Source organism: Pedobacter sp. Leaf132, assembly GCF_920984695.1.
In the GTDB taxonomy this organism is placed as follows: domain Bacteria; phylum Bacteroidota; class Bacteroidia; order Sphingobacteriales; family Sphingobacteriaceae; genus Pedobacter.
Genome location: NZ_CAKLBO010000001.1, coordinates 412,262 through 438,007, shown reverse-complemented (window position 1 = coordinate 438,007; position 25,746 = coordinate 412,262). Strand labels below are relative to the sequence as shown.

The following is a 25,746-nucleotide window of genomic DNA, read 5'->3' as shown; positions in this document are numbered from 1 at the left end:
TCCATAACATCAAACCTATTTTTACAAATTGAATTCGAATACGCATAAAATAAATCTAATAATCAACTGATGAATATACTTATTTTAGGTGCTTCATCAGATTTATATGGTGGGAGCAAAATACTTTCAATCGTTGCTAAAATCTTAGTCGAGGGTAAGCACAGGCCCATTGTGGTGATTTCTGAAACCGGCGAACTGGTAGATAAGCTGAATAAATTAGATGTTGAAGTAAGAATTATTCGGCTAGGTATTTTAAGAAGAAAGTACCTTTCCATCCCCGGAATATTAAACCGGATAAATGTTACAGGAAAGGCATGGCGATTATTGGGTAAGTTAATCGATGATGAAAAAATTAACATTGTTTACTCAAACACCACAGGAGTTTTAATTGGTGCTTTTTTAGCCAGAAGGAAGAAAATCAAGCATATTTGGCATATTCACGAAATTATAACTAAGCCTAAAATCTTTACTAAGGTTTTAAGTTTTCTGGTTGGTCAATACAGCGACAACATCATTGTCGTATCTGATGCAGTAAAAAATCATTGGAAAAAATACATTCAGCAAAAACCAATTACCCGGATTTATAATGGTATTGATACAAGTATCTACGGCAAATCTGATGGCCTGCTAAGACAAGAGCTAAACCTGAATCAAAGCGATATATTAATTGGCATGATTGGAAGGGTTAACCATTGGAAAGGACAGGATTACTTTATTGACATTGCTAAACTTATCCTTGAAAAACAACCTGACATAAAATTTATTATTGCCGGAGATGCTTATCCGGGGAATGAACATTTAGTAGATAAACTGATCAATCGTATTAAAAATGAGCAACTAACAGCATCCATTCATTATATCGGCTACCGAACAGATATACCCAATATTTTAAGTTCAATTGATATTTTTGTTTTACCATCTACTTCACCAGATCCATTTCCAACCGTAATTTTAGAAGCAATGGCAAGTTCTAAGCCTGTTGTAGCAACTAAACATGGTGGCGCCTGCGAAATGATTGCTGATGAGATAACCGGACTGCTTATTCCATTTGATGATGCCAAAGTATCTTCGGGTAAAATTTTAGAATTGATTGGCGATAAAACTCGGATTAATGAAATGGGCAGATTGGCTAAAATTAGAATTGATGCACATTTCTCATTAGATAGTTTTAGAAAATCAATTTTAAACATATTTAAAGCCACTTTTTAACAGAAATTACAAAAGGATTTCAAACCTATTTTAATTAAATAACCCTCAATAAATTAGAATTGAACGATGAAGCATGCATTTGAATTTTTAACTTATATTTGCAGTTAAAATTTTACAATACATGCGTTTAAAAAATATCTTTTGTGCCCTAATTTTATTTACACTCCTGCCTTTGGCAAAATTATCTGCACAAACCATATCAACTGATAACTTAAGCAAGGTAAAAGTAGAGCAGTTATCCGACGCACAGATATTGGAAATTTCCAAAAGATTTGAAGCATCAGGCATTAGCGAAGCTGAAGCCATTAAAATTCTGGTGGCTAAGGGCATGGACCCCGCTGAGGTTGATAAGTATAAAGAACGTTTGGAACAGGTACAATCTGGCGGAAAAACGGCTAAAAATACAACTCAGCCAACTGTTATAAAAATACAGGACGTAAAAAACAGAGACACAACAAGATTTAGCGATCCTAAGCCAATCAAAAAAAGCAGCCCGATTTATGGCTATGAATTCTTTAACAATCCTAACCTTAAATTTGAACCAAACATCCGCATTGCGACACCTAAAAGTTATGTTTTAGGGCCTGATGATGAATTATCAATACTTTTAACCGGTTTAAATGAAAGCACCACCAATGCAAAGGTTTCACCTGAAGGGAATGTAAAAATCCCCTACGCAGGTTTAGTGTATGTAAATGGCTTAAGTATTGAACAGGCAACCGCACAAATCCGCTCAAAAATGGTTAAAGCTTATCCTGCACTAGCTTCAGGCCAAACCAAACTAACCGTTAATTTAGGTACAGTAAGAAGTATAAGGGTAACCATAATTGGCGACGTTGCTACACCTGGAACTTATACCGTTTCATCTTTATCAACTTTATTTAATGCACTTTACCAAAGTGGCGGACCAACCTATCGCGGTTCATTGCGTAAAATAGAATTAATAAGAAACAACAGGGTGATTCAGGTTGTCGATCTCTATAACTTCCTTCAAAAAGGTATACAAACAGATAATGTAAGCTTACGCGATCAGGATGTAATCAGAATACCGGTTTATACCACCAGGGTAGCAATTGATGGTTCTGTTAAAAGACCGGGCATCTATGAACTAAAAACTTCTGAAACCTTGAACGACCTGATTACTTATGCAGGTGGCTTTAGCGATTTGGCCTATAGAGGCATGGCGAAGGTTACACAGGTTGGTGATAAAGAAAGAAGTGTAAAAGATATCTCTTCGGATATGTTTGACCGTTACACCCTAAAAAATGCGGATTCAGTATATTTCGGTGCAATATTGGAACGGTTTGCGAACAGGGTTGTGATAGAAGGTGCGGTTTACAGACCTGGAACTTTTGAATTAAGCCAGGGTTTAAGCTTAAAAACCTTAATTGCTAAAGCTGATGGCTTACGCGAAGATGCAGCTTTGGGAAATGGATATATCAAACGTATTAAACCCGATTTAGAAAAAGAAATGATATCCTTTAACCTTGGCAATGTAATGGCAGGAAAAGAAAATGATATCATGCTCATGCGGGAAGATTCGGTATTTGTAACCTCAACAAAAAGCTTAAGAGATGAGTCATCTATCAGCATAGGTGGATATGTAAAAGCACCCGGCTCATTTCAATATAGAAAAGGAATGAGCGTTGCCGATGTGGTAAACATGGCAAATGGTTTTACGAACGACGCAGCAAATCACCGTATAGAAATTTCCAGATTAATAAAAGATACTTCTGATACCTTATCCAATCAATTGGTTAAAATCATTACGCTCAGTTTAGATTCTGCTTTATCATCGAATGATGGTAAATTTTTACTGGAGCCTCTGGATTATATTTATGTACCAAGATTGGTAAATTATCGTTCGATAGGTAATGTCAAAATCCGTGGAGAGGTTTTATTCCCTGGAGATTATGCACAACAAAGACGGGATGAAACCGGTATGGAATTTATAAAAAGAGCTGGTGGTGTAACACCATTAGGTTCGATAGAAAACATACAGGTTTATCGTAATGGTGTACGTGTTGATATGGACCTGACCGGAAAGCGCAAAAGACAAAGTGCAGATGCAACGATTTTAATGCCAGGCGACAGTTTATTTATTCCTAAAAATGAACCATTTGTAGAGGTTATTGGTTCGGTTAATAATCCACAGTTATTACGCTATGCAAATTCTAACTTTAAATATTATGTTGATGCAGCAGGCGGAATAACAGAAAACGCAAGATTAAAAGGCGCATACATTAAATATCCAAATGGCATTAATGCACCCGTTAAAACATTCTTATTTATCAAAAATTACCCAAAAGTAACGGCAGGTAGCCAAATCGTTGTCCCAGAAAAATCAGGAAAAAATAAATTAGGCTTTGCAGAAATTACAACCATTGCCTCGGCACTTACCGGTATTGTGAGTTTAATTGCCATCCTATTTAAATAAGTTTATGCAGTCTGCCGAAAATAAAACAACCTATGCTAACGTAGAAGAAGAATTTTCTTTTTCGAAGATGATGGATGCCCGCAAGAAGGATATTGCATATTTATGGAAGTTTAAAATTAAAATATTAATAATCGGACTAATCGGTGGCGCCTTAGGTTTTCTGGCAGCCTGGTTTTGGCCCGTTACCTACACCGCTAAACTAACTTTTGTAGTAGAAGAGGGTAAATCCAGCGGTGGTGGAATATTATCCTCCCTTGCCGGGCAAATGGGCTTTGATATTGGTGGTTTAACAGGTGGAACAAGTGGAGTTTTGGCTGGAGATAACGTATTGCAGTTATTAACCAGTCAGAAAATGATTAAACAAACCATTTTAACCCCATTAGATACAATAAATAAAAATTATACTATTGCAGATAAATATGCTGATGCCTATAAACTTAAAGAAGATTGGAAAGATTTAAAGGCTAATACTAAAAAGGAAACCATCATGTTTCCGCCAGAAACTAAAACATATACCCGCTTACAAGATAGTTTGCTTCACGACATCATTAGGAGAGTTACAGAGAAAGAGCTTTCGGTAAGCAAACCAGATAAAAAACTGGGCTTTTTTGCGCTTACAACAACCATGAAGAATGAGCAACTTGCAAGTTTAGTATCAACCCGTTTAATAGAAGAAGCCACTCAGTTTTATATTGAAACCAAAACCAAAAGATTAAGAGTAAACGTTAATCGCTTGCAACATAGAGCAGATAGTATTGGTAGATTATTAAACCGTAAAACTTATGCCGCTGCAGGTGCAAATGCGATTATGTTAGATGCAAACCCAGCCTTTGCCACCATTGGTGTGGGTGCAGAACTTCAGGAACGGGATAAAAGAGTTTTACAAACCATCTATTCAGAAATTATTAAAAACTTAGAGGTAAGCAGAACCATGCTCATGCAGGAAACGCCAACTTTCCAGATTGTAGATGAACCGGAAATGCCTTTGAAGAAAAACAAAATGAGCAAGGCTTTGGGTATCGCCGCCGGCGGATTATTATTAGGTGCTTTGTATTGTTTATTTTTGCTTATTAGAAGAAAAAATTAATACTAAATTATTGTTGTCATCCTGAGCCGTCGCCCGTCCCGACCATTCGGGAAAGAATCTTACACAATTCGTCATTGCGAGGGAGTCTTTACAACGAAGCAATCTTGGAGAGAATTGCAGCAAGATTGCCACAGCTCGCTTAAACCCAGCATCGCAATGACGGCATGGGTTACAGCCATCGCTGATTTCCCTTCATTGCGAGGAAATACGGCCTGTCCCGACCATTCGGGAAAGCAATCTCAAAGAGAATTGCCTTTAAAAGATTATCTAAGACTATATCAATTCTTAAGATTAAACCTTTGCCACACAACTTATTTGTCACTCTGAGCGTAGTCGAAGAGCAAAGCGCTGTCACAACTAAAACCTAAAAGCGACACCCAGTTCTCCGTGAAAATTAAACACGGTATTATGCGGTATGTAATACTGACTATCGGTAAAATCCTTCTGCCTCCACTGGTAATTCAAAGATTTAATGCCCTGGATTTTTGCATTAAACAAGAAGTTTTTATAATCCCAATTACCTTCAGCAGCTAATGCAAAATCTACCCAGCTTCTATTACCACCTTTTGCACTTCCGAAACCAGCAAAATCATAAAAATCACGGTTGTGTTCTAATCTATCAAAGGTTAAACCTAATCGTTTTAAACCTTTAACCCAACTAATATCAAAAGACTGCAAATTACCTCCTGATCCACTTCCAGCACCCAAAACTTCTCCATTATTCGTATATCCCTGTTTTACTTCGCCATGATAATAAAAACCATAAGCGTTTCTAAGTAAAAGACCATCAATGGTTTGAGACATCTGTGTGATTTCCGCACCTACCTGAACAAATTCTTCATCGTTATTTTTTAAAGGAATTAACTTTTTAAGTCCAAAAAGATAAGCCCTTGAATGATCTGGCGAACCAATGAAATCTCTGAAATTGTAAGCATTGTCGTTCAATCCATACTCAAAATAAATCTCAGCCTTAGCCTTTGTCATAATCCATCTGGCATATAACGACGTTCGCTGATCTCTGGCCTGACCATCATCGCCACCGCCATTATCAATCCTGTTTTTCTGAAATGGGATGAAGAAAGGGATATAGTCATCCACGCCTTCCAAATCAGGCCCATAAGACATAAAAGTTCTGGTAAATCCTATAAAAAACCCAGGTAACCATTTGGGTTGATAATTTATATTTAAGCCTGCCAGGTATCGCCAATCCTTTCTTGGAGCAGTATATATCACTGAACTATTGCTGAGAATTTTTTCGTCCAATGGTGCAAAACCGGACTGCTCTAAACGACCTCCAAATATCTGCCCTTCAAACGAACCAATTGGTGTTTTAACCGGGCGAACCGTATTTAGCGTCACGTGTTTAAAGCCCTGAGCATTGTTGCTCATCATCAAACTATTTTTAATGCCCGGACCCCACCACAAATTCTCATTAGATAAACCTAGGGAGGCCGGACCAACCGTTAAGCGAATACTACTTTGACCCCAGTTAAATCTGCTGTATGATCCATTACCAAAGCGTTCAGGCGCATCAATTAAATTATAGTTTTGAGTGAGATAAGCTTGTAATTCTGTAATTGCCCTATCATCACCATAACTCTCAAATGGACTGTTTTGTGCATAAACATACTCCGGCCTTAACTGAATACTTAAAGGTCCGAATTTCGCATAAAAACCACCGGAAACCGAAGTCTGGTAACCTTTTGCCGGAATCATGGCCCCATCATTCCAGCCAAAAGGATGATGGGAATTGACCTGTTGCTGCCAGGAAATAGGTAGTATCTGAAAAATACCCTTTCCAATTGCAAAAGAAACGGGGCCTAATGGCTTGTAAGCCCCATCAGAAGCTACAGTATTCAAAGGGTCGAAAACGTCAGTTTGCTTTAAAGCATCGTTAGATAAAGGGCGATTACTGAAAGAAATGGTCGAATCCAGTTTACCTTGAAGTTGTAAACGTCTGTAATACTCTTCTAAAGAATGAGTTCCTACGGGAATTGTTTGCGCAAACAAATTTGTTGAAACAGCCACTAATAGGAAAACAAATATATATAAGTAAATATTTTTCATCTATGATTAACTTAAAAGCGATAGGTGACACCCATCTGCACCTGTAAATTAAAAACATCTTTTCCTGGAACCATATAATCTTCCCCAGGTTTCTGCATTAAAAACCATTGATAATTTAAAGATTGTATGCCTTGAAGTTTTGCATTAAACAGAAAGTTTTTATAGTTCCACTCACCACTTGCCCCAAAACTTAAATCTGTCCAATGTCTTCTAAAATCGAACGAGTCATTAAAAGCATAATAATAAAAATCATTGTTATGTACTAGTCGCTCAACCTGAAAGCCCAATCTTTTAAAACCCTTAACCCAACTCAATTCAACAGACTGGTGATTCGCACCTGGACCGATTCCAGCGCCCAAAACCTGGCCACGATTGGTATAACCATGTCTGATGTTTTTGCTCGTATACCAGCTATCCAGATTCAAAACTTTCGCAATATTCGTCTCCTGCATCTGGGTTATCTCTGCACTTAACATTAAATTTTCACCTGCTCTCGAACCAAATGGAAATAACTTTCTAATGCCAAAAACATAAGCACGCGATACATTGGGTTCCAAAGCCAAATCATTTAAATCCCCTGAATAGTTATTCCGACCGAATTCAAAATAAACTTCAGCTTTTTCCTCTGCCCACAACCACCTCATGAAATAGGAGTTTCTTTGATCCCTTTTGTTAATCGCTTCCGTTGCAGAAGCTTGCTTTTTGGAGGAAAAGAAAGGTAAATAATCACCAAATGAATTTAAACCACTACTGTAATGTTGCGCAGAACGGGTTAAACCTAAAAATAATCCCGGAACCCATTTTGGCTGCCAGGTGATAACCAGACCAGACAAATACCGCCAGTCATTTGGTTTAGCCACAAATAAAGGCTGATTAAAATATTCGCGTTCGGGCTCTAAAACACCATAACCAGAATTTTCTAAACGACCTGCAATAATTTGCCCCTCGAAACTTCCTATCGCACTTTGAATGGGTTTTCGGGTATTTAAGGTTAAATGTTTAAAGCCAGGCGCATTATTACTCATTAAAAGGGAATTGCGCATACCCGGACCCCACCATAAATTTTCGGTAGATAAGCCAAAAGAAAGGGCTTTATAGTTTAAACGAATACTACTTTGTCCCCAATAAGCTTTGGTTAGGCCATCCCCCCCAAATCTAGCCGGTAAATCTATATTATTATAGAAATCATAATACCTCGCTGTAATCACATCGAAATGTTCCTTATCAAAAGTATCGAAACTACCATTAGCGGCAAGCACTAGCTCCGGCTTAAATTGTATGGTTAAAGGCCCGTATTCAGCATAAATACCTGCGGTTAATAAAGTCTGCAGTCCCTTAGCCGGAATCATGGCACCATCATTCCAACCATAGGGATGATGGGAATTATTTTGCAACAATAAACCTATGGGTAAAAGCTGCCATCCAAATTTACCATCTTTAGAAAGCCCTGAGCGTTCAGTATGGAACAGATTAAACCTGGTTTCGCTTGAATCCGGATAATCCATATCCTTAACTTTAAATGCAGACTTTGGTATAATCGGACGAACGGTAAATGAAACGCTCGAATCTAATTTTCCTTCCAGCTGCGCCCTTCTGTAGTAATCTTCTAAAGCTGAAGCACCAACCGGGAGCGACTGACCATAGCCAAAGCCAGCAAACAAACACATTATAATGGTATAGATTAACTTCTTCATAAATTAATAACCTTAATCCGGATATTATCTACCGACCAGCTTTCATCACATTTAGCATCAGCTGCATTCGTTTGAATAAGCTGATCACGGCATTGCATTAAAAGTGTGGACTTAGAATGCTCGATAACCTTCGTAATTCTATATAAGCTGGTACCGCCAATTTTACCGGCTAAATTGCAGACACCCGGCAAATTTGGGTTTGCTGCACCTGTTTTTGGATTGTTATAGGCGTTTGGGTAATCGGCAGGATAAGATTGCGGCGGGCAAAAGCCAGCATTATTGCAATCTTCGTTAGAGAATGTTGCATTTACATAGAGCTGCCCGTCGACCATAAATTTCCAGATATCCGGACCATCCACCCCTGAACTAACCTTATTACCATCCCAGCTATCGTGAATGTATAAGTCGAAACTTACCTCTATTAACTTGTGTGCAGGAAGATTAGACAGATTAAGATCAAAGCCGGAAGCATTATAGCGCCCTAAAACCTTTGTGCCGTTATAGTTTTCAATTGATGCGTTCAAAAGCCCATCAACATTATTTGTTTCGAAGTCGTTGAAATAAACTTCCTGTTCATTTTTCACTTCCTTGGCGCAGGAATTCAGCAAAAGCCCAAGGATTAATATTCCAAATAGTTTTCTCATCATTTCTGCTTAAGGTAACTGATCCAATTCTTCAAAAACTGAATTTTTACTCTTAAACTCAGGCACCAGCTTTTTCATATTAATCACCACCTGGCGGTCGTTATTGCTTTTTGCAGATTGTACTAAAGCCGTGATTTGATCTACAATATCATCAAAAACATATTCCCTAACCTTTCCAATCATAATTTTATTATGGTGTGTAGGCATGGTATTTTCATTATCGTTTAGCAATTCTTCATAAAGCTTTTCTCCCGGACGTAAGCCAGAATATTCAATCTTAACATCCACATTAGGTTCTAAGCCAGCCAAGCGAATCATTTTTTTGGCCAATTCTACAATCTTTACGGATTTACCCATGTCGAAAATAAAAATCTCGCCCCCTTTACCCATACAGCCAGCCTCCAATACCAATCTACAAGCTTCAGGAATCGTCATGAAATAACGGGTAATTTCCGGATGGGTAACCGTTAAAGGGCCACCCTTTTCAATCTGTTGTTTAAACCTTGGGATAACTGATCCATTGGAACCCAAAACATTGCCAAAACGTGTCGTAATGAATTTAGTAATGGGCTTTACCTCCATTTCATTAATATAGCTTAAACCGTTACTGAAAATAAACTTATCCTGACTTAAAGAATTATTTAGCGACTGTACATAAATTTCCGCAATTCTTTTAGAGGCACCCATTACATTGGTTGGGTTAACCGCCTTATCCGTTGAAATCATGACAAACTTTTGTACACCATATTTGACCGACTTATCAGCAATGGTTTTCGTACCTAATACGTTGGCTTTAATCGCTTCGGCCGGATTATCTTCCATCAAGGGCACATGTTTGTACGCCGCGGCGTGATAGACATAGTGTGGCTTATAAGTTTCGAACAAAACATCCATCCTTTGCTCATCCCTAACATCCCCAATAAAAGCATGAAAGTTTTTACTTCGGTTGGTTTCTTCCAACTCCAGATACAATTCATGCAATGCTGATTCAGCCTGATCACATATAATTATTAAACCAACATCAAACTTAGAAAGCTGGCGAACAATCTCACTTCCTATAGAACCCGCTGCCCCGGTAATCAGAATGCGTTTTTTATCAAGCATTTTACCAATGCCTTCAATATCAATATCAATCGATTTGCGGTTCAATAAATCCTCAATATTTAGCTTCTGAATTTGAGCAGGCTGTAATTTTCCGTTAGTCCATACATCCGGAGGCGGAATATTTAATATTTTAATATCATTTTCCAGGCATAAATCAATGATTTGATCCTTACGCTCATCGGGAATAGTATAAGAAGCAAAAATGATTTCATCTAACTCATGCTCTTCAATTAAGCCTTCCAGCTTTTTAGCATCCAGAATTTTAACACCATCAATGGTCTTGCCAACTTTTCGTTCATCATCATCTACAAATGCAACAATATTTTTATTTACGCTGCCATCATGATCGAATGTTCTTTTGGTGGCCAAACCGGCCTCACCAGCACCATAAATAATTACTTTTTTCTTATCAAGCTTCAGGTTTTTTATGTATAAGAAAAAATATTTAATCAAAATACGATAGGTAATTAAGAGTAAAAAGCTCGCTAAACCATTTGTAATCAGAATGGTATGCGAGATGAGCAGTGTATTAAAAAAAGTAATGCCAATCAGATTTAATACGAAAAAAGTGCCATTGCTGATGATAACAGAAAATAAGATTCTGAATGAATCTTGAGCACTGGTATAGCGAATAATACCTGCATAAGTTTTAATATTAAAAAAAACAGCAATATTAATTAGCCCTAAAATCAGGATACTTCTGGCCAGTTCGGGAATATTAACAGAAGTTAAATCTAAGTTTTGCTTCAAGGCATAAGCAAAAACCAAAGAGAAGGTGCAGATGATAATATCTAAAAGAAAAATTATCCAGCGGGGTACAATATTAATCTGAGTAAACAAAATTCAATAGGCTTAAATTCCTGTAAAGATAAATATAATATTAATACGGTTAAGTTTTATATTCCTACATGTTTTTATAAACAAAGAAAACGCAATTTCGTCATCCGGAGCATAGTCTAAGGGCTAAACAGAATGCCATTGCAAAACCTTGATTAGCGCAAACCGCTGAATTTCCAATGGTTCGTAAAGCAAATTTACTTAATTGTCAACCTTGCAAACTACAGCCCAGGCATAATCAAAGTACTAATTCTTTTACCCTGTCATCCAGAGCTTGTCGAAGGACAAACACCTATCTTCCTGTCACCCTGAGCATAGTCAAAGGGCAAACAAAACGCTTATCCTCCTTTCACCTTGAACGGAATCAAAAAATTATACCCCAATCAACCGCTTTTTACCCTCCATCTTAAACCTGATGATTAAGAATAATATAGCAGATAGCAAAACCAGAACAAATGCCATTATATAATTATCTCCTACCCAATAAACAATTAGAAGATTAATGATAAGCTGAACTATAAAATATAATCCGGAAACCAACAGATGAGACCATTTTTTTTCATTAGCCAGATATTGATAAAAATGACTACGATGCGCTGCAAATATATTCTCCTTCCTCAGTAACCGAAAGAAAATCGTAATGACTGCATCCAATCCATACACCAATAAAAGCAAGATATAACTGAAATTACCAGTATTTATAATCAATTGCCCGATTAAAAAAACAATGATGAAAGCAATACTCACACTCCCTACATCTCCGGCAAAGCATTTCGCTTTTTTCCTGAAGTTGAAAAAGTTAAAGACCAATAAGGATAAGCCGACTATTACTAATAAATCTGAAGAGGTAAACAAAACCACCTTTTCGTTAATATAATATAATGTGCCAATCGCTAATAAACTATAAGAACCTGTTATGCCATTAATACCATCCATAAAATTGTAGGCATTAATGGTTCCGATAACAAACACCAATGCCAAAGGAATCCAATACAAACTCAACGCAAATAGATTCCATTGGTAAAACATTAGCAACACGGAAATTAGATGGATGCTTAATCTTATTTTATTATTTAAGGTAATGACATCATCTATAAAACTTATGGTAGCGATGGCGAAAAGACCAATAATGAAAAAAGGGTATTGAAAACCGGATAAAATAAAATAAATAATGCCAGCCAAAGCGAAAATTACGCCCCCACCTCTTAATGTAATACTTTGGTGTGAGCTTCGGGCATTTGGTTTGTCAATAATATTGAAATGATCAGCAACCTTAAAATAAGTAAGTTCTAAAAGAAATAGGCCTGTAAGAATCGAAAAAGCAAGGATTGGCGTCATAATCTTAAAAGGGCGAAGATAGTGTATTCGACTAATTTATTTCTATTGTTTCTTTATTTATATTCATCGCCAAATGCTTCCACCATTTCAGAAGCAACTCTCTTAATTTCCTGCTCATCGGATTTAGGATAAATCAATAGCACTTTTCCATCGTCAACCACAATAAAATTGGATAGACCTTTAATTACCGCGGCTTTACCCCATGGCAATTGAATCAAACAATCCGTTGTCGCTGATAAATTCAAATGCTCACAACTGATGGCATTATTATGGCCGTCTTTTTGTGCAACAGCATGCAGTGAAGCCCATGTGCCCAAATCAGACCAGCCAATATCTGCTGGAATTGTATACACGTTGTCTGCCTTTTCTAAAATGGCATAATCGATGGAGATGTTAGGAGCTGTTGGGTAATTTTCCATGATAAATTCCGCTTCATTATCGGTATTATAAAATTCATGCCCGCTAGCAAATAAGGAAGCGATTTCTGGAGCGTATTTCTCAAAAGCATTTTTAACCGCTTTCGCAGACCAGATAAAAATCCCGGCATTCCAAACGTAATCACCACTTTGCAAATATCCCTGTGCTTTACTAAGCGAAGGCTTCTCCATAAAAGCATGCACTTTTTTGATTCCGGAATCATCATCTAGATTCTTGAAATTTGAAACTTGATACTTGATGTATCCATAACCTGTATCCGGACGAGTAGGGCTGATACCCAAGGTTAATAATGCATCGTTTGATTCAGTAAAAGCCAGGGCTTGCTTAACTTTTGCCAAAAAATCTTCTTCTTTTAATATCAAATGATCAGATGGAGCCACAACTATATTTGCATCCGAATTAGACTTTGCTATTTTATAACTGGCATAAGCGATACATGGTGCAGTATTATTTCTGCTTGGCTCTAACAATATATTTTCGATTAAAACTTCAGGTAATTGTTCTTTTACCAAATCAGCATAGTCTGCATTAGTTAAAATATAAATCTGATTGTTTGGGCAAATTTTTAAAAAACGCTCATAAGTAAGTTGCAATAAAGATTTACCTAAGCCCAAAATATCTATAAACTGTTTGGGAAATTGATTGCGGCTCTTCGGCCAAAAGCGGGAACCCACACCGCCTGCCATGATCAGAACCTGAGTGTTATTACGATTAGCTCCAGTCATTATTTTTGATTTCGCTATACACTTTTTGTATACCCGCTCTCAAAGAGGTTTTCGCCTTCCAGCCCATCATATTGAGCTTTGATACATCCATTAGTTTTCTCGGTGTACCATCTGGTTTACTGATGTCAGTAATAATCTCGCCATCGAAACCTACAATTTCCTTCACCAATTTTGCCAGTTCTAAAATAGACACATCTTCGCCAACACCAATATTCACTAATCCAGGTTCATTATAGTTGTTCATCAAATAAACGCAAGCTTCAGCCAAATCATCGGCATATAAAAATTCTCTTTTAGGTGTACCTGTACCCCAAATGGTTACCGTGCCAGAACCATTTTGTTTAGCCACAATAAACTTGCGCAACATTGCAGGTAGTACATGCGAATTGTTTAAATCATAGTTGTCATTAGGCCCATAAAGATTTGTAGGCATCACTGAAACGAAATTACATCCGTACTGTGCTCGGTAAGCATCACACATTTTTATACCTGCAATTTTGGCGATGGCGTAAGGTTCATTTGTTGGCTCTAACTCACCTGTTAGTAAATATTCTTCCTTTAAGGGCTGAGGAGCCAATTTTGGATAAATACAAGAAGATCCAAGAAACATCAACTTCGAAACCTTATTTAAATAAGCCTGATGAATCACGTTATTTTGTATCATCAGGTTTTCATATAAAAAATCTGCACGATAGGTATTATTTGCGACAATACCACCAACTTTTGCCGCTGCTAAAAACACATATTCTGGTTTTTCGATATTGAAGAATTGAGCTACTGCTGAGGCATCACGCAAATCTAATTCTTTGGAAGTTCTTGTAACAAGATTATCAAAACCCTGAGCTTCCAAATTTCTTAGAATAGCGGAACCTACCATGCCACGGTGGCCAGCTATATATACTTTACTATTTTTATTCATTACTTCGTAATTACAAGAGACTGTGACTAAGCCATCTCCTTCCTATTTTTATTCGAATTGATTTTTTACGCTGTAACCGGCAGCTTTTAACAATAATTCTTTCTTAAAATGCTCCACATCTGATGTCATCATATCTTCAACCAATCCGGCTAAATCATATTGTGGCTTCCAGCCTAGCTTGGTTTTAGATTTTGTTGGGTCACCAATTAATAAATCTACTTCTGTGGGCCTAAAATATTTAGGATCAACTGCAACCACTTCTTTGCCTATCTCTAATTGGTAATCTAGATTACTACACGATGCAACATAAGCTTTCTCCTCCACGCCCTCCCCTCTAAACTCCAATCCTATCCCCACTTGTTTAAAGGACATTTTCACAAAATCTCTAACAGAAGTGGTTACACCTGTCGCAATAACATAATCCTCTGGCGTTTCTTGTTGTAAAATCAACCACATCGCTTCTACATAATCTTTTGCGTGGCCCCAATCACGTAAAGCATCTAAGTTCCCAAGAAATAATTTATCCTGTAAACCCAAGGCAATTTTGGCTGTTGCTCTGGTAATCTTACGGGTAACAAAGGTTTCGCCTCTTAGTGGGCTTTCATGATTAAATAAAATACCATTACAAGCGAACATATTATAAGCTTCACGGTAATTTTTAGTAATCCAGAAGCCATAAATCTTCGCAACACCATAAGGGGAACGTGGATAAAATGGAGAGTTTTCGTCATAGAAACCTTTCTCATTTTTATTCTCAGGCATACCGCCAAATAACTCAGAGGTAGACGCCTGGTAAACTCTGGTTTTCTTTTCTAAACCAAGAATCCTTACCGCTTCCAGTATTCTCAAAGTACCAATACCATCAACATTAGCTACATATTCAGGCGAATCGAATGAAACTTTCACATGACTCATTGCACCCAAATTATAGATTTCATCAGGTTGAATTTCCTGAACAATTCGAATCAGATTAGTTGAATCCGTTAAATCGCCATAGTGCAATTTAAAACGGACATTGCTTTCATGCGGGTCCTGATATAAATGATCGATACGATCCGTATTAAAGAGAGAACTACGGCGTTTGATGCCGTGAACTTCGTATCCTTTTTTTAATAATAAATCTGCCAGATAGGCCCCATCTTGGCCAGTTATTCCTGTTATTAATGCTATTTTCATAAAGTATTCTTCAAGCTATTTTTTAACCGCTAAACGAATCTGCGGTTTTTAATAAACCATTTCGTGTGGTAATTGGTAAAGGTAAGTTGATCGCCTCCTTTATTTTTTTATTGCTAACTATATAATTCTCTGTTAACTTATTTAACCTGTCAGTATTTAATGGTAGTTTAAGTAGATCCCCAAATTTAGCTAAAATACGTATAAAACTAGTAGGAATTGCCCATAATCTAGAGGGCTTTTTCAAAGAATTTGCTAAAATCTCAACAACTTCATTTGTTGATAATGCTTCATCATCAGCAACATTGTAAACTCCAGATGGAATATCTTTATTCAACAAGTTAGCAATTACAAAACATAAATTCTCCACGCTCAGAAAAGAACGTTTATTGTCAAATGCAGCTAGTGGATATGGTATGCCTTTTTGTACAAATTTATGTAATAAGTTAAGATTTCCTTTATTCCCTGGCCCATGAATCATACAAGGACGTAGGATATAAAATAATTTCCCCGCTTTCAAAGGCTGTTCCTGAATATATTGTTCAGCCAATAATTTGGATTTACCGTAATGAGTTTGAGGATTTGGCCTATTTTCCTCCGTTAATACACCATCAACCATATCCGCCGCAGCTTTTACCGAACTGATGAAGATAAATTTTTTAGCATCAGATTTTAGAAAAGCATCATAAAGCTTTTTGGTCAACTCAAAATTAACCTGGTAGTATTCGTCGGCACTGGAGGTCTTTTTTAGATCGTGGGCTTTACCTGCTAAATGAACAATACACTCGAAACCGTTGAAGTCAATGTCACCTTCAAAATCATTTCGGGCAATCGTTTTAGCCGATATATTGTTTGCTTTCAGAAATGGGAGAAGATTTTGCCCTACGAAACCTGTACTACCAGTTATTAATATATCCATTATCTAAACTGTTTTAAGGCGTTTGAATTGATTTCGCCACGCTCTTTGTCGAACAACCATCCCCATTTGTTAAAGTAAGAAAATGCTGAGTTTAAGAAAATCTTAAATAATTTAGCACTCTTGTTTGCACCAGATTCATAACCATGGTACACTGATACAGTTGGAAAATAAACTGTTTTGTATCTAGCATGCATACGTCTTGATAAATCCCAGTCCTCAAAATACATAAAGAACCGGTCATCATACATACCGACCTCTTTAATCGCTGCTAAATTTAGCAAAGTAAAGCAGCCAGACAAAACAGGAGCATTGTAGATCCGGTCAGTTGGAACAAATCTAAGTTCATACTTATTAATAAAATTTGAATAAAAGATTCGTGGCGCACCAAGTTTTCGCCACACAATGCTCATCGGTGTCGGTAGCAGTTTTGGCAAATTTTGGAGCGAACCATTTTCATTCAAAACCTTTGGCATCATCATACCAATGGACTGGTCATTTCCCATAAAATCTATCATGGTTTCAACGACATTATCATCAAAATGAATATCTGGATTTATTATAAAATGAAATTGATTACCTTTCGATATGGACATCTCAATTGCAACATTGTGAGAACTTCCAAAACCTGGATTATGAGGATTATGGATATACACGATTCTTTCCCCAATATCTTTCAAATTCTTTAACCTATCGTCGGGTGAATTATCAATTAGGTAAAGAGACGTATAACTGCTCCGCTGTATGAAACTTAGAATTGCTTTCTTTACTTCATTATACTCATTTTTAAATAAAACGATACTGCCAGAAAAATGTCTATTCACCATCTCTAGGGTTTTCTATTTCACTGGTATATTCACATAAAGACACCCAATTTGCTAAAAGAAAATTACAACCTGGTTTCGGTGGTTGATCTATATTTATTTCCATTATTATACTTTTTTAACTGGTTCCCAATTATTCGTTTCGAAGTTAAATATTTTTATGACTTTTGCCGGAATTCCAACAGCAATCGAATAAGGGGGTATATCTTTACTTACAACAGATAATGCACCGATTATGCTGCCTTCGCCGATAGTAACCCCAGGCAAAATGCAACATGATTCTCCAATCCAAACTTTATCAGCAATTACTACAGGTTTAGGTATTGGTTTTCTATCCATAGGGTTACTCAAAGGAGAGTCACTAAATTCTAGATTATAACTTCCGTGGTTATGATCAGATATATATATTTTACTTGCCATTAATACATTATCACCTATAGTGACAGAACTTACTGCTCCTATATGGACATAGTCATTAATTTGAACATTACTACCAATTTTAATACAGTACTTCCCGTCTTCAAGAATAGGTAAAGCTTCGATCCGACAACCAAAGCCTGTCGTAAATCCTTTGCCTAACTTAATGTATTTGCGATTTCTTATATCAAAAGGCAGGCGGATCAATCTTGCTCCAGGATACCAAATCCTAGTAAATATCACTGCACGTATTAACTTTATGCATCCCCAAAAACCGTATCTTTTCCACATATTATCGAGATTTAACAATTATAACCCTTCTAAAGTATTTAAGTATGGAGAACACTGTCAACAAACTATATTCAAAATAATTAATAATCTTCAGATTTAGAGCTAGTTTTATGTTTCTGAGTTCACCACGCTCCATTTCTTTTAAATTACTTGATAAGCCTGAATGGCCAAAGTGCGCTTTTCCTCCGCCGGTGATCACCAAACTTTCATTCAAAAGATAACAATTGAACTTTTGTGCTATTCTAATGAAATAATTCCCTTCTTCAGCATATTTTTGACTCTCATCGAAGTATCCAATATCACCAACAATTTGCCTTCTAAAAAGGATTGTTGGAACGACGAAAATAAACTTCACAAGCAACAATCTGGCCGAAATTTTTTCCAACATCCCAAGTTTTTTCCAAAGAATTGAACTGAAATGTTCACCATTTCGATTAGTACCTAGAAAGTCAATCGATGGATTATTGTCTATTATCTCAAATTGCCGCTCCAATTTGTTAGGCAACCACTCATCATCACTATCTAACAATGCTATCCAAGGAGCTGAAGACTTAGATATACCTAGATTCCTTGCGGTGGAAACTCCTCCATTTGCTTTCTTAATGAGTTGAATTTCTAATGAGTCATTTGATCGAATATACTCTTGTACGAGAACGGCGGACGAATCAGTACTGCCATCATCAACTATAATAATCTCATAATCTGTAACCGTTTGATTTTTCACCGAATCTAATGTTCTAATAATCGTATTCTCGGAATTATACATTGGTATAACCACAGAAACGCGTACCCTGGTATTGTTCATAATAAATTTATATATTCCAAGCATCGGTCTTTTAGATAAAAGTACCTATGTCGGAAATGTCTGACTATCTTAATTTTAAACTCATTAACTGAATGATGAATGTATTTCCACTTTATCTTTTTGCCGATCGGATTTCATAGATATTTTAGATAAATTGAATTAATTTACGTGATTTGACACCAACCTTTTTATCATCTCTCATTCCAAAAGAATTTGTAAGGTATCATTGGTGATTCAACACCCTCAACTTGTACAGACAGATTCTTTGTTAATAACAAAAAACTAAATATCCCATATATATACAGTATGAGCATAAACTTATTCTGAAATTTTAACATGCCGAAATTTTCTTTGATAAAAACTAAAAGACCAAACAAAAATAAAGTCTGTAGTCTCAGTCCGGCATAAGACATCTTTGCGATGCCAAAAGACAATAGTTCTAAACAAAGCAAAATATGTAAAATTTTGAAGTTATCCTTATTGGAAAAAATTATGAAACTAAAATAAATAACAAAGAAAGACAATAACGGTAGCAATCCAGATGTGATTCCAGGAGAGGCTATATCCTTGTAGGCATCTTGTTTATCGTATAAATATATCAACAGCATAGGCGCAGCGGTAATTATACCTGCTAGCGTAATGATCATCATCAAAGCAATATAAATAGCGTATTTCTTGCTAACACCCACAAAGATGAATGGGATGATAAGTAAAAAAGAAGAATATTGAGTAAGTATTGCTAATAATGAGAATACAATTGCCCCTAGATATTTTTTTTTATAGATATTTTCAATTGCTATAACAGCCAACGCAAACCCTAAGCCGTATCTAAGCCCATTCATTGTCATATCCACGAAGTATATTGGAAAAATGACCCAACAAAAAAGAAGAAATTGTTGCTTATTTCTAGAGAACGAAATACAGAGTAACAGGATCGTCAACAGGCTTACAAGGGCAATACTCCCCCTGTCAGTTAGACCAAACAAATCAATAACCTTAAGCAAGAAATGGAAGCCAGGCTCGTAATGTTGATAATTATTCGACCCTTGACGCAAATCATTGAAATATCCTATATAGTTTAATGTATCTGCTCCTACATCTCCGCGTAACACAGCAACAAGCGTTGCCGGCAATAGCAAGAGAAAAAGAAGAACACCTTTGGGTATATCTTCCATCCTTACCTTGTATAAAACAGACGAAAGTGTCAGTACAAAGAGATATGGAATTACATAAAATATCATTTACCTAGTCCGCTATAAATGTTAATCGCTTCCTGTATATCAATTACCCGATTGTTTACTATATATTTTTTCGATTTAAATTTTGCTTTTAAGGTATGGGCAAACTTCTTTAAAACAATTTTGGAGAAAGCTAAACTCAGCCCTGCATACAAAGCGATATTTGAGATTTGATTACATTTCCTTGTAATGCCCGATTCTTTTTTGATTACATCCGGAATGAACTTATAATTATTAACCCAGCCTTGAGCCATAAGCTGATACATGTTAAATAATTGAAGATATTTTACTTCGCCCAACTCCTCTAAGGCTTTTAAGCCTGATTCTGCCCAAATGGTATTTACGCTATAATATTTAGGTACCTTAACATTCCATACATAATTAGGGCGATTTTGCAAATGTGGTATATTATCAACGGTACCGGAATGTTTACCTGAAAAATTATCTGCAGTGGTACTCGTTGCGCAAACGCCAGCAATAGATATAGGTTCGTTAATAATGTAATGATTCCTGGCAATGCATGATACTGCTATACAAGAGTAGGTATCTGGACTCAACCCCCCGTAATAGTGACCCGTTTTTGCCTTAATTTTATCCAAAACATCTTTTTTAACGATACCATGATATGTTTTTGGCAAAGGATATAGCAAATAATGCTGTATTCCGTTTTTAAGCAATTTAACTAAATTTTTTTTGACATTAACAGCCTCTTTTTCTGAGGTACCAACAGGTATTGTTAAATGTCCGTTTGGATAGATATCTCTGGAGTTTGGCCAATAATAAACTACGCTCTCATTTGAGCAGATAGAATCTGCATCATTTTCTTTGGCCCAAAGTGCAACATCTACAGCATTTGGCAATATCGAGTCATCATCTCCAATCATCAAAACATATTCACCAGAGGTTAATTCAACCGCCCGGTTAAAATTTTCAATCGATGATACACCTCCACCGTCATATCTATATTTAACCTGAGTAGAATTGAGATTTTCTACATATTGTTTAACTAAGGTGGTAGCGCTGTTATCCGCAATCGTAATTTCTATCCGCTTGTCCCTATAGTCTAAAATACTTTGAATTGCTGCAATACAGTATTGCTCTCTATTTTTAGTGGCGATGGCTACACTCAATAATGGTTTCATCAATTTACTATTTTAGTTTTGTTGTATAACAAGCGTGGTGATGTTGTCGATATCCAGGTTTGTAAGCATATACCCTTTATTTTTGCTATGATACGATAGCATTGCGCCCTTTAATATTTTTCTAGTATTTCTTTTAAACTTGTTATTCTCCTGTTCATATACACCTTTTCCAAAAATTTCTTGCTACTAATCAAATAGTCGCCCGTTTGATCTCTTAGGTGATTTGTTAGCGTCTCTTCAAATATTTCGTACGAACTCATGGATTCAGATATTGAGGATAAATCAAATGATCTAGTCTCCTCATTCTCTGGATATCTGGCCACAATGCGGCATCCATTTACAATAAATTCGAAAAGGCTGGGTGTTACATGGTTAATAAACTTTGAATCTTTCTCATCAGTACCTGGTGTAGAGTAAAATGCAATTTTGGAACTTCTTAATAAATTTATGTACTCAGAGCGGCTAGAATACTCACCTAAAACCCCATCTAAATTAGAAACATAAACATTATTTCTATACATATTATTACCTGCCCAGGTTCTAAATACATAATTAAAATTTGGATGTGATGAAGCATAACGTTCGGCATACTCCTCCAAAACTCTATTTTTCCTTACAAAAATGGCATCATACTTTTTACTCTGGTAATCAGTAAATAGCTGATATTTATCAGAGAGACCTAGTGGTAAATGAACAATATTTAACGGGCAGTTGGCTTCCTTTAATATATTATATGCGTTTAAACTTGAAACTAAAATAAGTTTACAGTTTTCATAAACCTTGTTGAAGTTATTGATGTCAACATTTTTATCAAAATCGATTAAATACGGTATTTTATCTGAGAACACCTTGAATCCAAATTCTTTTACTGGATAAAGGTGATAGATTAGGGTATAAGCATGAGGTTTAAACGAGTTATTGACCTGCTGAAACAGGTTGGAAAGACCGATCTTACTAGCCATCCTATAACCCATACTAGTCAATCTGGCAAAAACCTTGGTGGATGAGTGTATTGGAATCTTTAATTCTTCTGCGATACAATCTTCCCATTCGTAGATCAGATCTGAGTAAACCTCGCTATTACTCTTGCGTGTTGAATAAATATTTTTTATTTGCATAGCTTATTAAGCAGGAAAATTAGATGGTTTTTTTGAAATTTTACTCTTTACCGTTGATACAACCTCCAGAATCATTGTGTTCTTTAAGACAAAGACCTGTAAGATTAGAAAGTATAGGGCACAAAAACATACAGCAGAAAGCAATACGAAAATTGGTATCGAAAATATCACCCTGGAAAGTATTACAAACCCAAAGAATGGCATACATAATACTGTTAATAATATAATTTGTTGGAATGGAATTTTTACCTCGATACTTTTACGTACATACAAATAACAACTTACCAGTACCACCAACTCTGCAAGCAAATTAGAAATGGCTGCCCCGTTTTCTTGAAAGACCGGAATAAGGGTGATGTTAAGAATTAAGCTTACTACGGTACCCATAATGACTGCGTTTAAAAGCTGTTTATCCTTGCCCATAGGGATTAAGAGTTGTGTGCTAAAATTGGTAGTCATACCAATTACCAAAATAATTGGGCACATGATGCGTAGCGTTGTAATGGATGAGGAAAAAGCCTTACCGGAGAATAAAGTAATGATTTCTGGTGCCAACAAATACAAACCTACCATAATGGGAACGCCTAGAAGAATAACAAACTGCAGCGTTTTACTAATAAGTCTATTGATCTCGGTATGATTTTCATTTTTAAATTCAACGGAAATTCTGGGCAGCATTACAGGCACCAGAACCATAATTAAAGACAACGGTATTTTGTTAATTCTAGACGCAACAGTATAAAACCCTACACTGGCGTCGCCAGCTATAAACCCCAGAATAGTGGTATCAAGTAAATTATATATACTGGTAAAAACCATTACGGAAAATAGTAACAGTAAAGGTTTGATGTGTGTTCTGATATCTAATTTGGATGATAAAACCTTAAAATCAATAAACTTTAGGATGTATTTAGTATTAATTACAGTATTTAAAAGGCTGATCAATATTGGAATACAAAAATAAATCAATGTGTCTTCTTTGGTTTTAATCAGTATGAAGGTGATAATCACCGAAACAACCTGAAAAAAAACTGTTCGTATGGTGATGTATTTAAAGTCTTCTAAAGCATAAAAAAAGTAATTTAAGTCAAATATTCCGATGATGATAGTGCTAATACCCAGCAGATAATAAATTAAGCTATCATGAAACTTACCAATAGTAAAAATTAATAGGAGGTAGATTAGAATACCTACGATGGTGCAACCAACTTTAATTGATAGTAGTTCAAATAAGATCTTGCTCCTTGCTACTAGCGATTCTTTTACTTTTGCAACTTCCCTAATGCCATATAATGGAATACCTAATGAAGTTAAAATTACAAAATACTGAATAAAGGAATTCGCAAAATTAACATGACCAATCCCTTCTGGAGCTAGAATTCTCGTAACGTAAGGGAAAGTTATCAAGGGCAATACCAGACCAGATCCTGTAAGCAGAATATTATAGAAAGCGTTTGTTTTTAATTTTACCATCATTTCAACTAAAGGATAACCCTGCCCTAACCAAACTAAAAATTAAGCGCTTTCAATTCCATCGCAGACTCTATACATTTATCCATATTGTGATATTCCCATTCAGCAAATCGTCCCAGCAAAAAGATGCCATAGGGTTTCAGTAATTTTTTCAATAGTGATATTTTGTCTCTGGTTTCCCCATCTTGTATTATGTACGAATTTGGTTCGTAATTAAATGCAAGGGGTGATAAGTTGCCAGGTAGTAATGCCAATTCTTCAACCATATCATTCTGATCTTGTTTGCCAGAAAATTCGACAACACAAGTTTTACGGGATGTTCCTCCGTTGTTTGAATCACTGAAATTACCAGTGTAAATTATACGGTGTGCCTTAAACTTCTCTTCCGGTAAATATAACCAGGAAACATCATTCGCATCCGTTTCACAAAGAACGTTTGAAGTGCCATTGGAAAGCAGGTTCGATACTTCTTTCATTGCATGCTGTAATTCTGAATCATCAATTTTAACTATTGTATGTAGCTTTCTTACATCGCCACAGTAAATGATAGAATCAACCACCTTATCTCCCTTGTTAACAGACAATTGTTGCTCCTTTAAGTATTCTATCGATTGTACATCGTAAGATCTGTTTATAGCTAACCCTTCAGCTAGCCTATCAACAATAAACTGAGATCCATCTTTGCATGGGTAATAAAAAGTAGCATGAACCATTGTAGATTCTTCTTTTTTAATGACGTTACTAAATATCACTTCTCTTAACTTAGGCATTGGTAACTTCCCATCAAGCCACACAAGAGGAACCTTTGATAAATCAGTATTCCATAATTTTGTATTGTAAGGGCCAAAATAAGTGTTATATAGCGCTTCGCCAAAGTTGCCAATTAGAAAATCTTTAAAGTTTTCATAGTCACTTACATCCTTTACCTTTTCCGATAACTTATCAAGCAACTCATTCAATATAGTTGTTAATTGCTGCTCGGGGAGCTGGTATAAGTAATTCTCGATTGGATAACCAATTAAGGTATCATTCATCAATATCTTGGCATTTCGATTTGCTTTAATAAATTCATTTTCGATATCGAAATGCTTCCAAAACCAATCTAAAACAATTGTATTGCGACTATTAAAAACATGACCGCCAACGAGATGGAATAAATTGCCATCAATCCTTTTGCATTTTATTAAACCGCCATGCAATTCGTTACGTTCCAAAATCTCAACTTCGTTATCTTCTGCCAGCATTCTGGAAATACTTAAGCCAGAAATACCTGAACCAATTACTACTACTTTCTTCATTGTTGATTTATTTGTTTTTAGATGAAAACCACATTATTACTGCCTTTTAGAAATTTCGACCACTATACTCAAAACTGTTAACCTTAAGTTTGTGGTTATAAATCATATAATTTATACCGTCCGCGATGGGAGATAAGATTTCTTTCTTTTTAACCAAGGACCATCCAAATTTTTGATAGTAAGCAATAAGATGATCTTTACATAGTAAAATTCCTTTCCAATTATGCTCGAAAAGGGATATATTTATTGAATCCATCAATATGTTCCCATACCCTTGACCGCTCTCTCTTGTGCAAACGTTGCCAATTCCTTTAAAAACTGTAAGTTCTCCGTTAATAGATGCAAAGGTATTTATCAGATTTGAATAGGCAACCAATTGCTGATCCTTGCTGACCAATAAGTGATAGTCATTAGCCTCAATATTTTTTTGCATCCAGCTTTTATGTTCCTCTAAAGGATAATTCCATCTAATGGCTTTAAGTTTACATATCTCCTCAAGTTGAATTTCGGAGATATCCCTGTGTTTTGAAAGTATTAGCTCCTCAACCATAA

General features: G+C 36.1%; 21 protein-coding genes. 3 read left to right on the top strand and 18 right to left on the bottom strand.

Features of this window, described 5'->3' with window-relative positions; genetic code table 11:
* Positions 1-69: 69 nt before the first annotated feature.
* From LUA86_RS01890 to LUA86_RS01880, 3 genes are all read left to right on the top strand, one after another.
* Entirely contained in the window at positions 70-1,209 is a 1,140-nt protein-coding gene (locus LUA86_RS01890; RefSeq protein ID WP_231458853.1) for a glycosyltransferase family 4 protein, read from the top strand.
* A 121-nt stretch (positions 1,210-1,330) separates the two neighbouring features.
* Positions 1,331-3,646: an SLBB domain-containing protein gene (locus tag LUA86_RS01885; RefSeq protein WP_231458852.1), complete on the top strand. Its 2,316-nt coding sequence runs from the start codon at positions 1,331-1,333 to the stop codon at positions 3,644-3,646.
* Between the two features lie 4 nt (positions 3,647-3,650).
* Positions 3,651-4,733 carry a hypothetical protein gene (locus LUA86_RS01880; RefSeq protein WP_231458851.1) on the top strand — a complete coding sequence of 361 codons (1,083 nt, stop codon included), beginning with the start codon at positions 3,651-3,653 and terminating at the stop codon, positions 4,731-4,733.
* 357 nt (positions 4,734-5,090) lie between these two features.
* Here LUA86_RS01880 and LUA86_RS01875 read toward each other — a convergent pair whose 3' ends face one another.
* From LUA86_RS01875 to LUA86_RS01790, 18 genes are all read right to left on the bottom strand, one after another.
* Positions 5,091-6,800 carry a capsule assembly Wzi family protein gene (locus LUA86_RS01875; protein WP_231458850.1) on the bottom strand — a complete coding sequence of 570 codons (1,710 nt, stop codon included), beginning with the start codon at positions 6,798-6,800 and terminating at the stop codon, positions 5,091-5,093.
* A gap of 11 nt (positions 6,801-6,811) precedes the next feature.
* On the bottom strand, positions 6,812-8,494 hold the full coding sequence (locus LUA86_RS01870) for a capsule assembly Wzi family protein (RefSeq protein WP_231458849.1): 1,683 nt from the start codon (positions 8,492-8,494) through the stop codon (positions 6,812-6,814).
* Positions 8,491-9,141, bottom strand: a complete 651-nt coding sequence (locus LUA86_RS01865; RefSeq protein WP_231458848.1) for a hypothetical protein — start codon at positions 9,139-9,141, stop codon at positions 8,491-8,493. Before LUA86_RS01865 ends, LUA86_RS01870 begins: the two co-directional genes overlap by 4 nt.
* A 6-nt stretch (positions 9,142-9,147) precedes the next feature.
* Positions 9,148-11,082 carry a nucleoside-diphosphate sugar epimerase/dehydratase gene (locus tag LUA86_RS01860; protein WP_231458847.1) on the bottom strand — a complete coding sequence of 645 codons (1,935 nt, stop codon included), beginning with the start codon at positions 11,080-11,082 and terminating at the stop codon, positions 9,148-9,150.
* Positions 11,083-11,451: 369 nt separating this feature from the next.
* Positions 11,452-12,417, bottom strand: a complete 966-nt coding sequence (locus LUA86_RS01855; protein WP_231458846.1) for a glycosyltransferase family 4 protein — start codon at positions 12,415-12,417, stop codon at positions 11,452-11,454.
* A gap of 53 nt (positions 12,418-12,470) precedes the next feature.
* Positions 12,471-13,580, bottom strand: coding sequence for a mannose-1-phosphate guanylyltransferase (locus LUA86_RS01850; protein ID WP_231458845.1), 1,110 nt, complete (start codon positions 13,578-13,580; stop codon positions 12,471-12,473).
* The gene (locus tag LUA86_RS01845) at positions 13,567-14,499 is read right to left on the bottom strand and encodes a GDP-L-fucose synthase (RefSeq protein WP_231458844.1); all 933 of its coding nucleotides are present in this window, start codon (positions 14,497-14,499) and stop codon (positions 13,567-13,569) included. The genes LUA86_RS01850 and LUA86_RS01845 overlap by 14 nt, the downstream gene beginning before the upstream one ends.
* Positions 14,500-14,547: 48 nt before the next feature.
* The gene (gmd, locus tag LUA86_RS01840) at positions 14,548-15,675 is read right to left on the bottom strand and encodes a GDP-mannose 4,6-dehydratase (RefSeq protein ID WP_231458843.1); all 1,128 of its coding nucleotides are present in this window, start codon (positions 15,673-15,675) and stop codon (positions 14,548-14,550) included.
* Between the two features lie 22 nt (positions 15,676-15,697).
* Positions 15,698-16,591 (bottom strand): NAD-dependent epimerase/dehydratase family protein, encoded by an 894-nt coding sequence (locus LUA86_RS01835; RefSeq protein ID WP_231458842.1) that lies wholly within the window; start codon positions 16,589-16,591, stop codon positions 15,698-15,700.
* Positions 16,591-17,415, bottom strand: a complete 825-nt coding sequence (locus tag LUA86_RS01830; protein ID WP_231458841.1) for a glycosyltransferase — start codon at positions 17,413-17,415, stop codon at positions 16,591-16,593. Before LUA86_RS01830 ends, LUA86_RS01835 begins: the two co-directional genes overlap by 1 nt.
* 105 nt (positions 17,416-17,520) lie before the next feature.
* Positions 17,521-18,120, bottom strand: a complete 600-nt coding sequence (locus LUA86_RS01825) for an acetyltransferase (RefSeq protein WP_231458840.1) — start codon at positions 18,118-18,120, stop codon at positions 17,521-17,523.
* Between the two features lies 1 nt (position 18,121).
* The gene (locus LUA86_RS01820; RefSeq protein WP_231458839.1) at positions 18,122-18,949 is read right to left on the bottom strand and encodes a glycosyltransferase family 2 protein; all 828 of its coding nucleotides are present in this window, start codon (positions 18,947-18,949) and stop codon (positions 18,122-18,124) included.
* 167 nt (positions 18,950-19,116) lie between these two features.
* A complete protein-coding gene (locus tag LUA86_RS01815; RefSeq protein ID WP_231458838.1) occupies positions 19,117-20,100 on the bottom strand; it encodes an EpsG family protein in 984 nt (327 codons plus the stop codon).
* Between the two features lie 62 nt (positions 20,101-20,162).
* Complete coding sequence (locus tag LUA86_RS01810) at positions 20,163-21,305, bottom strand: glycosyltransferase (protein ID WP_231458837.1); 1,143 nt, start codon at positions 21,303-21,305, stop codon at positions 20,163-20,165.
* Between the two features lie 110 nt (positions 21,306-21,415).
* Positions 21,416-22,423, bottom strand: a complete 1,008-nt coding sequence (locus tag LUA86_RS01805; RefSeq protein ID WP_231458836.1) for a hypothetical protein — start codon at positions 22,421-22,423, stop codon at positions 21,416-21,418.
* A gap of 6 nt (positions 22,424-22,429) precedes the next feature.
* Positions 22,430-23,899: a flippase gene (locus LUA86_RS01800; RefSeq protein ID WP_231458835.1), complete on the bottom strand. Its 1,470-nt coding sequence runs from the start codon at positions 23,897-23,899 to the stop codon at positions 22,430-22,432.
* 32 nt (positions 23,900-23,931) lie between these two features.
* Positions 23,932-25,194, bottom strand: coding sequence for an NAD(P)/FAD-dependent oxidoreductase (locus LUA86_RS01795; RefSeq protein ID WP_231458834.1), 1,263 nt, complete (start codon positions 25,192-25,194; stop codon positions 23,932-23,934).
* 46 nt (positions 25,195-25,240) lie between these two features.
* Entirely contained in the window at positions 25,241-25,744 is a 504-nt protein-coding gene (locus LUA86_RS01790; protein ID WP_231458833.1) for a hypothetical protein, read from the bottom strand.
* Positions 25,745-25,746 lie beyond the last annotated feature (2 nt).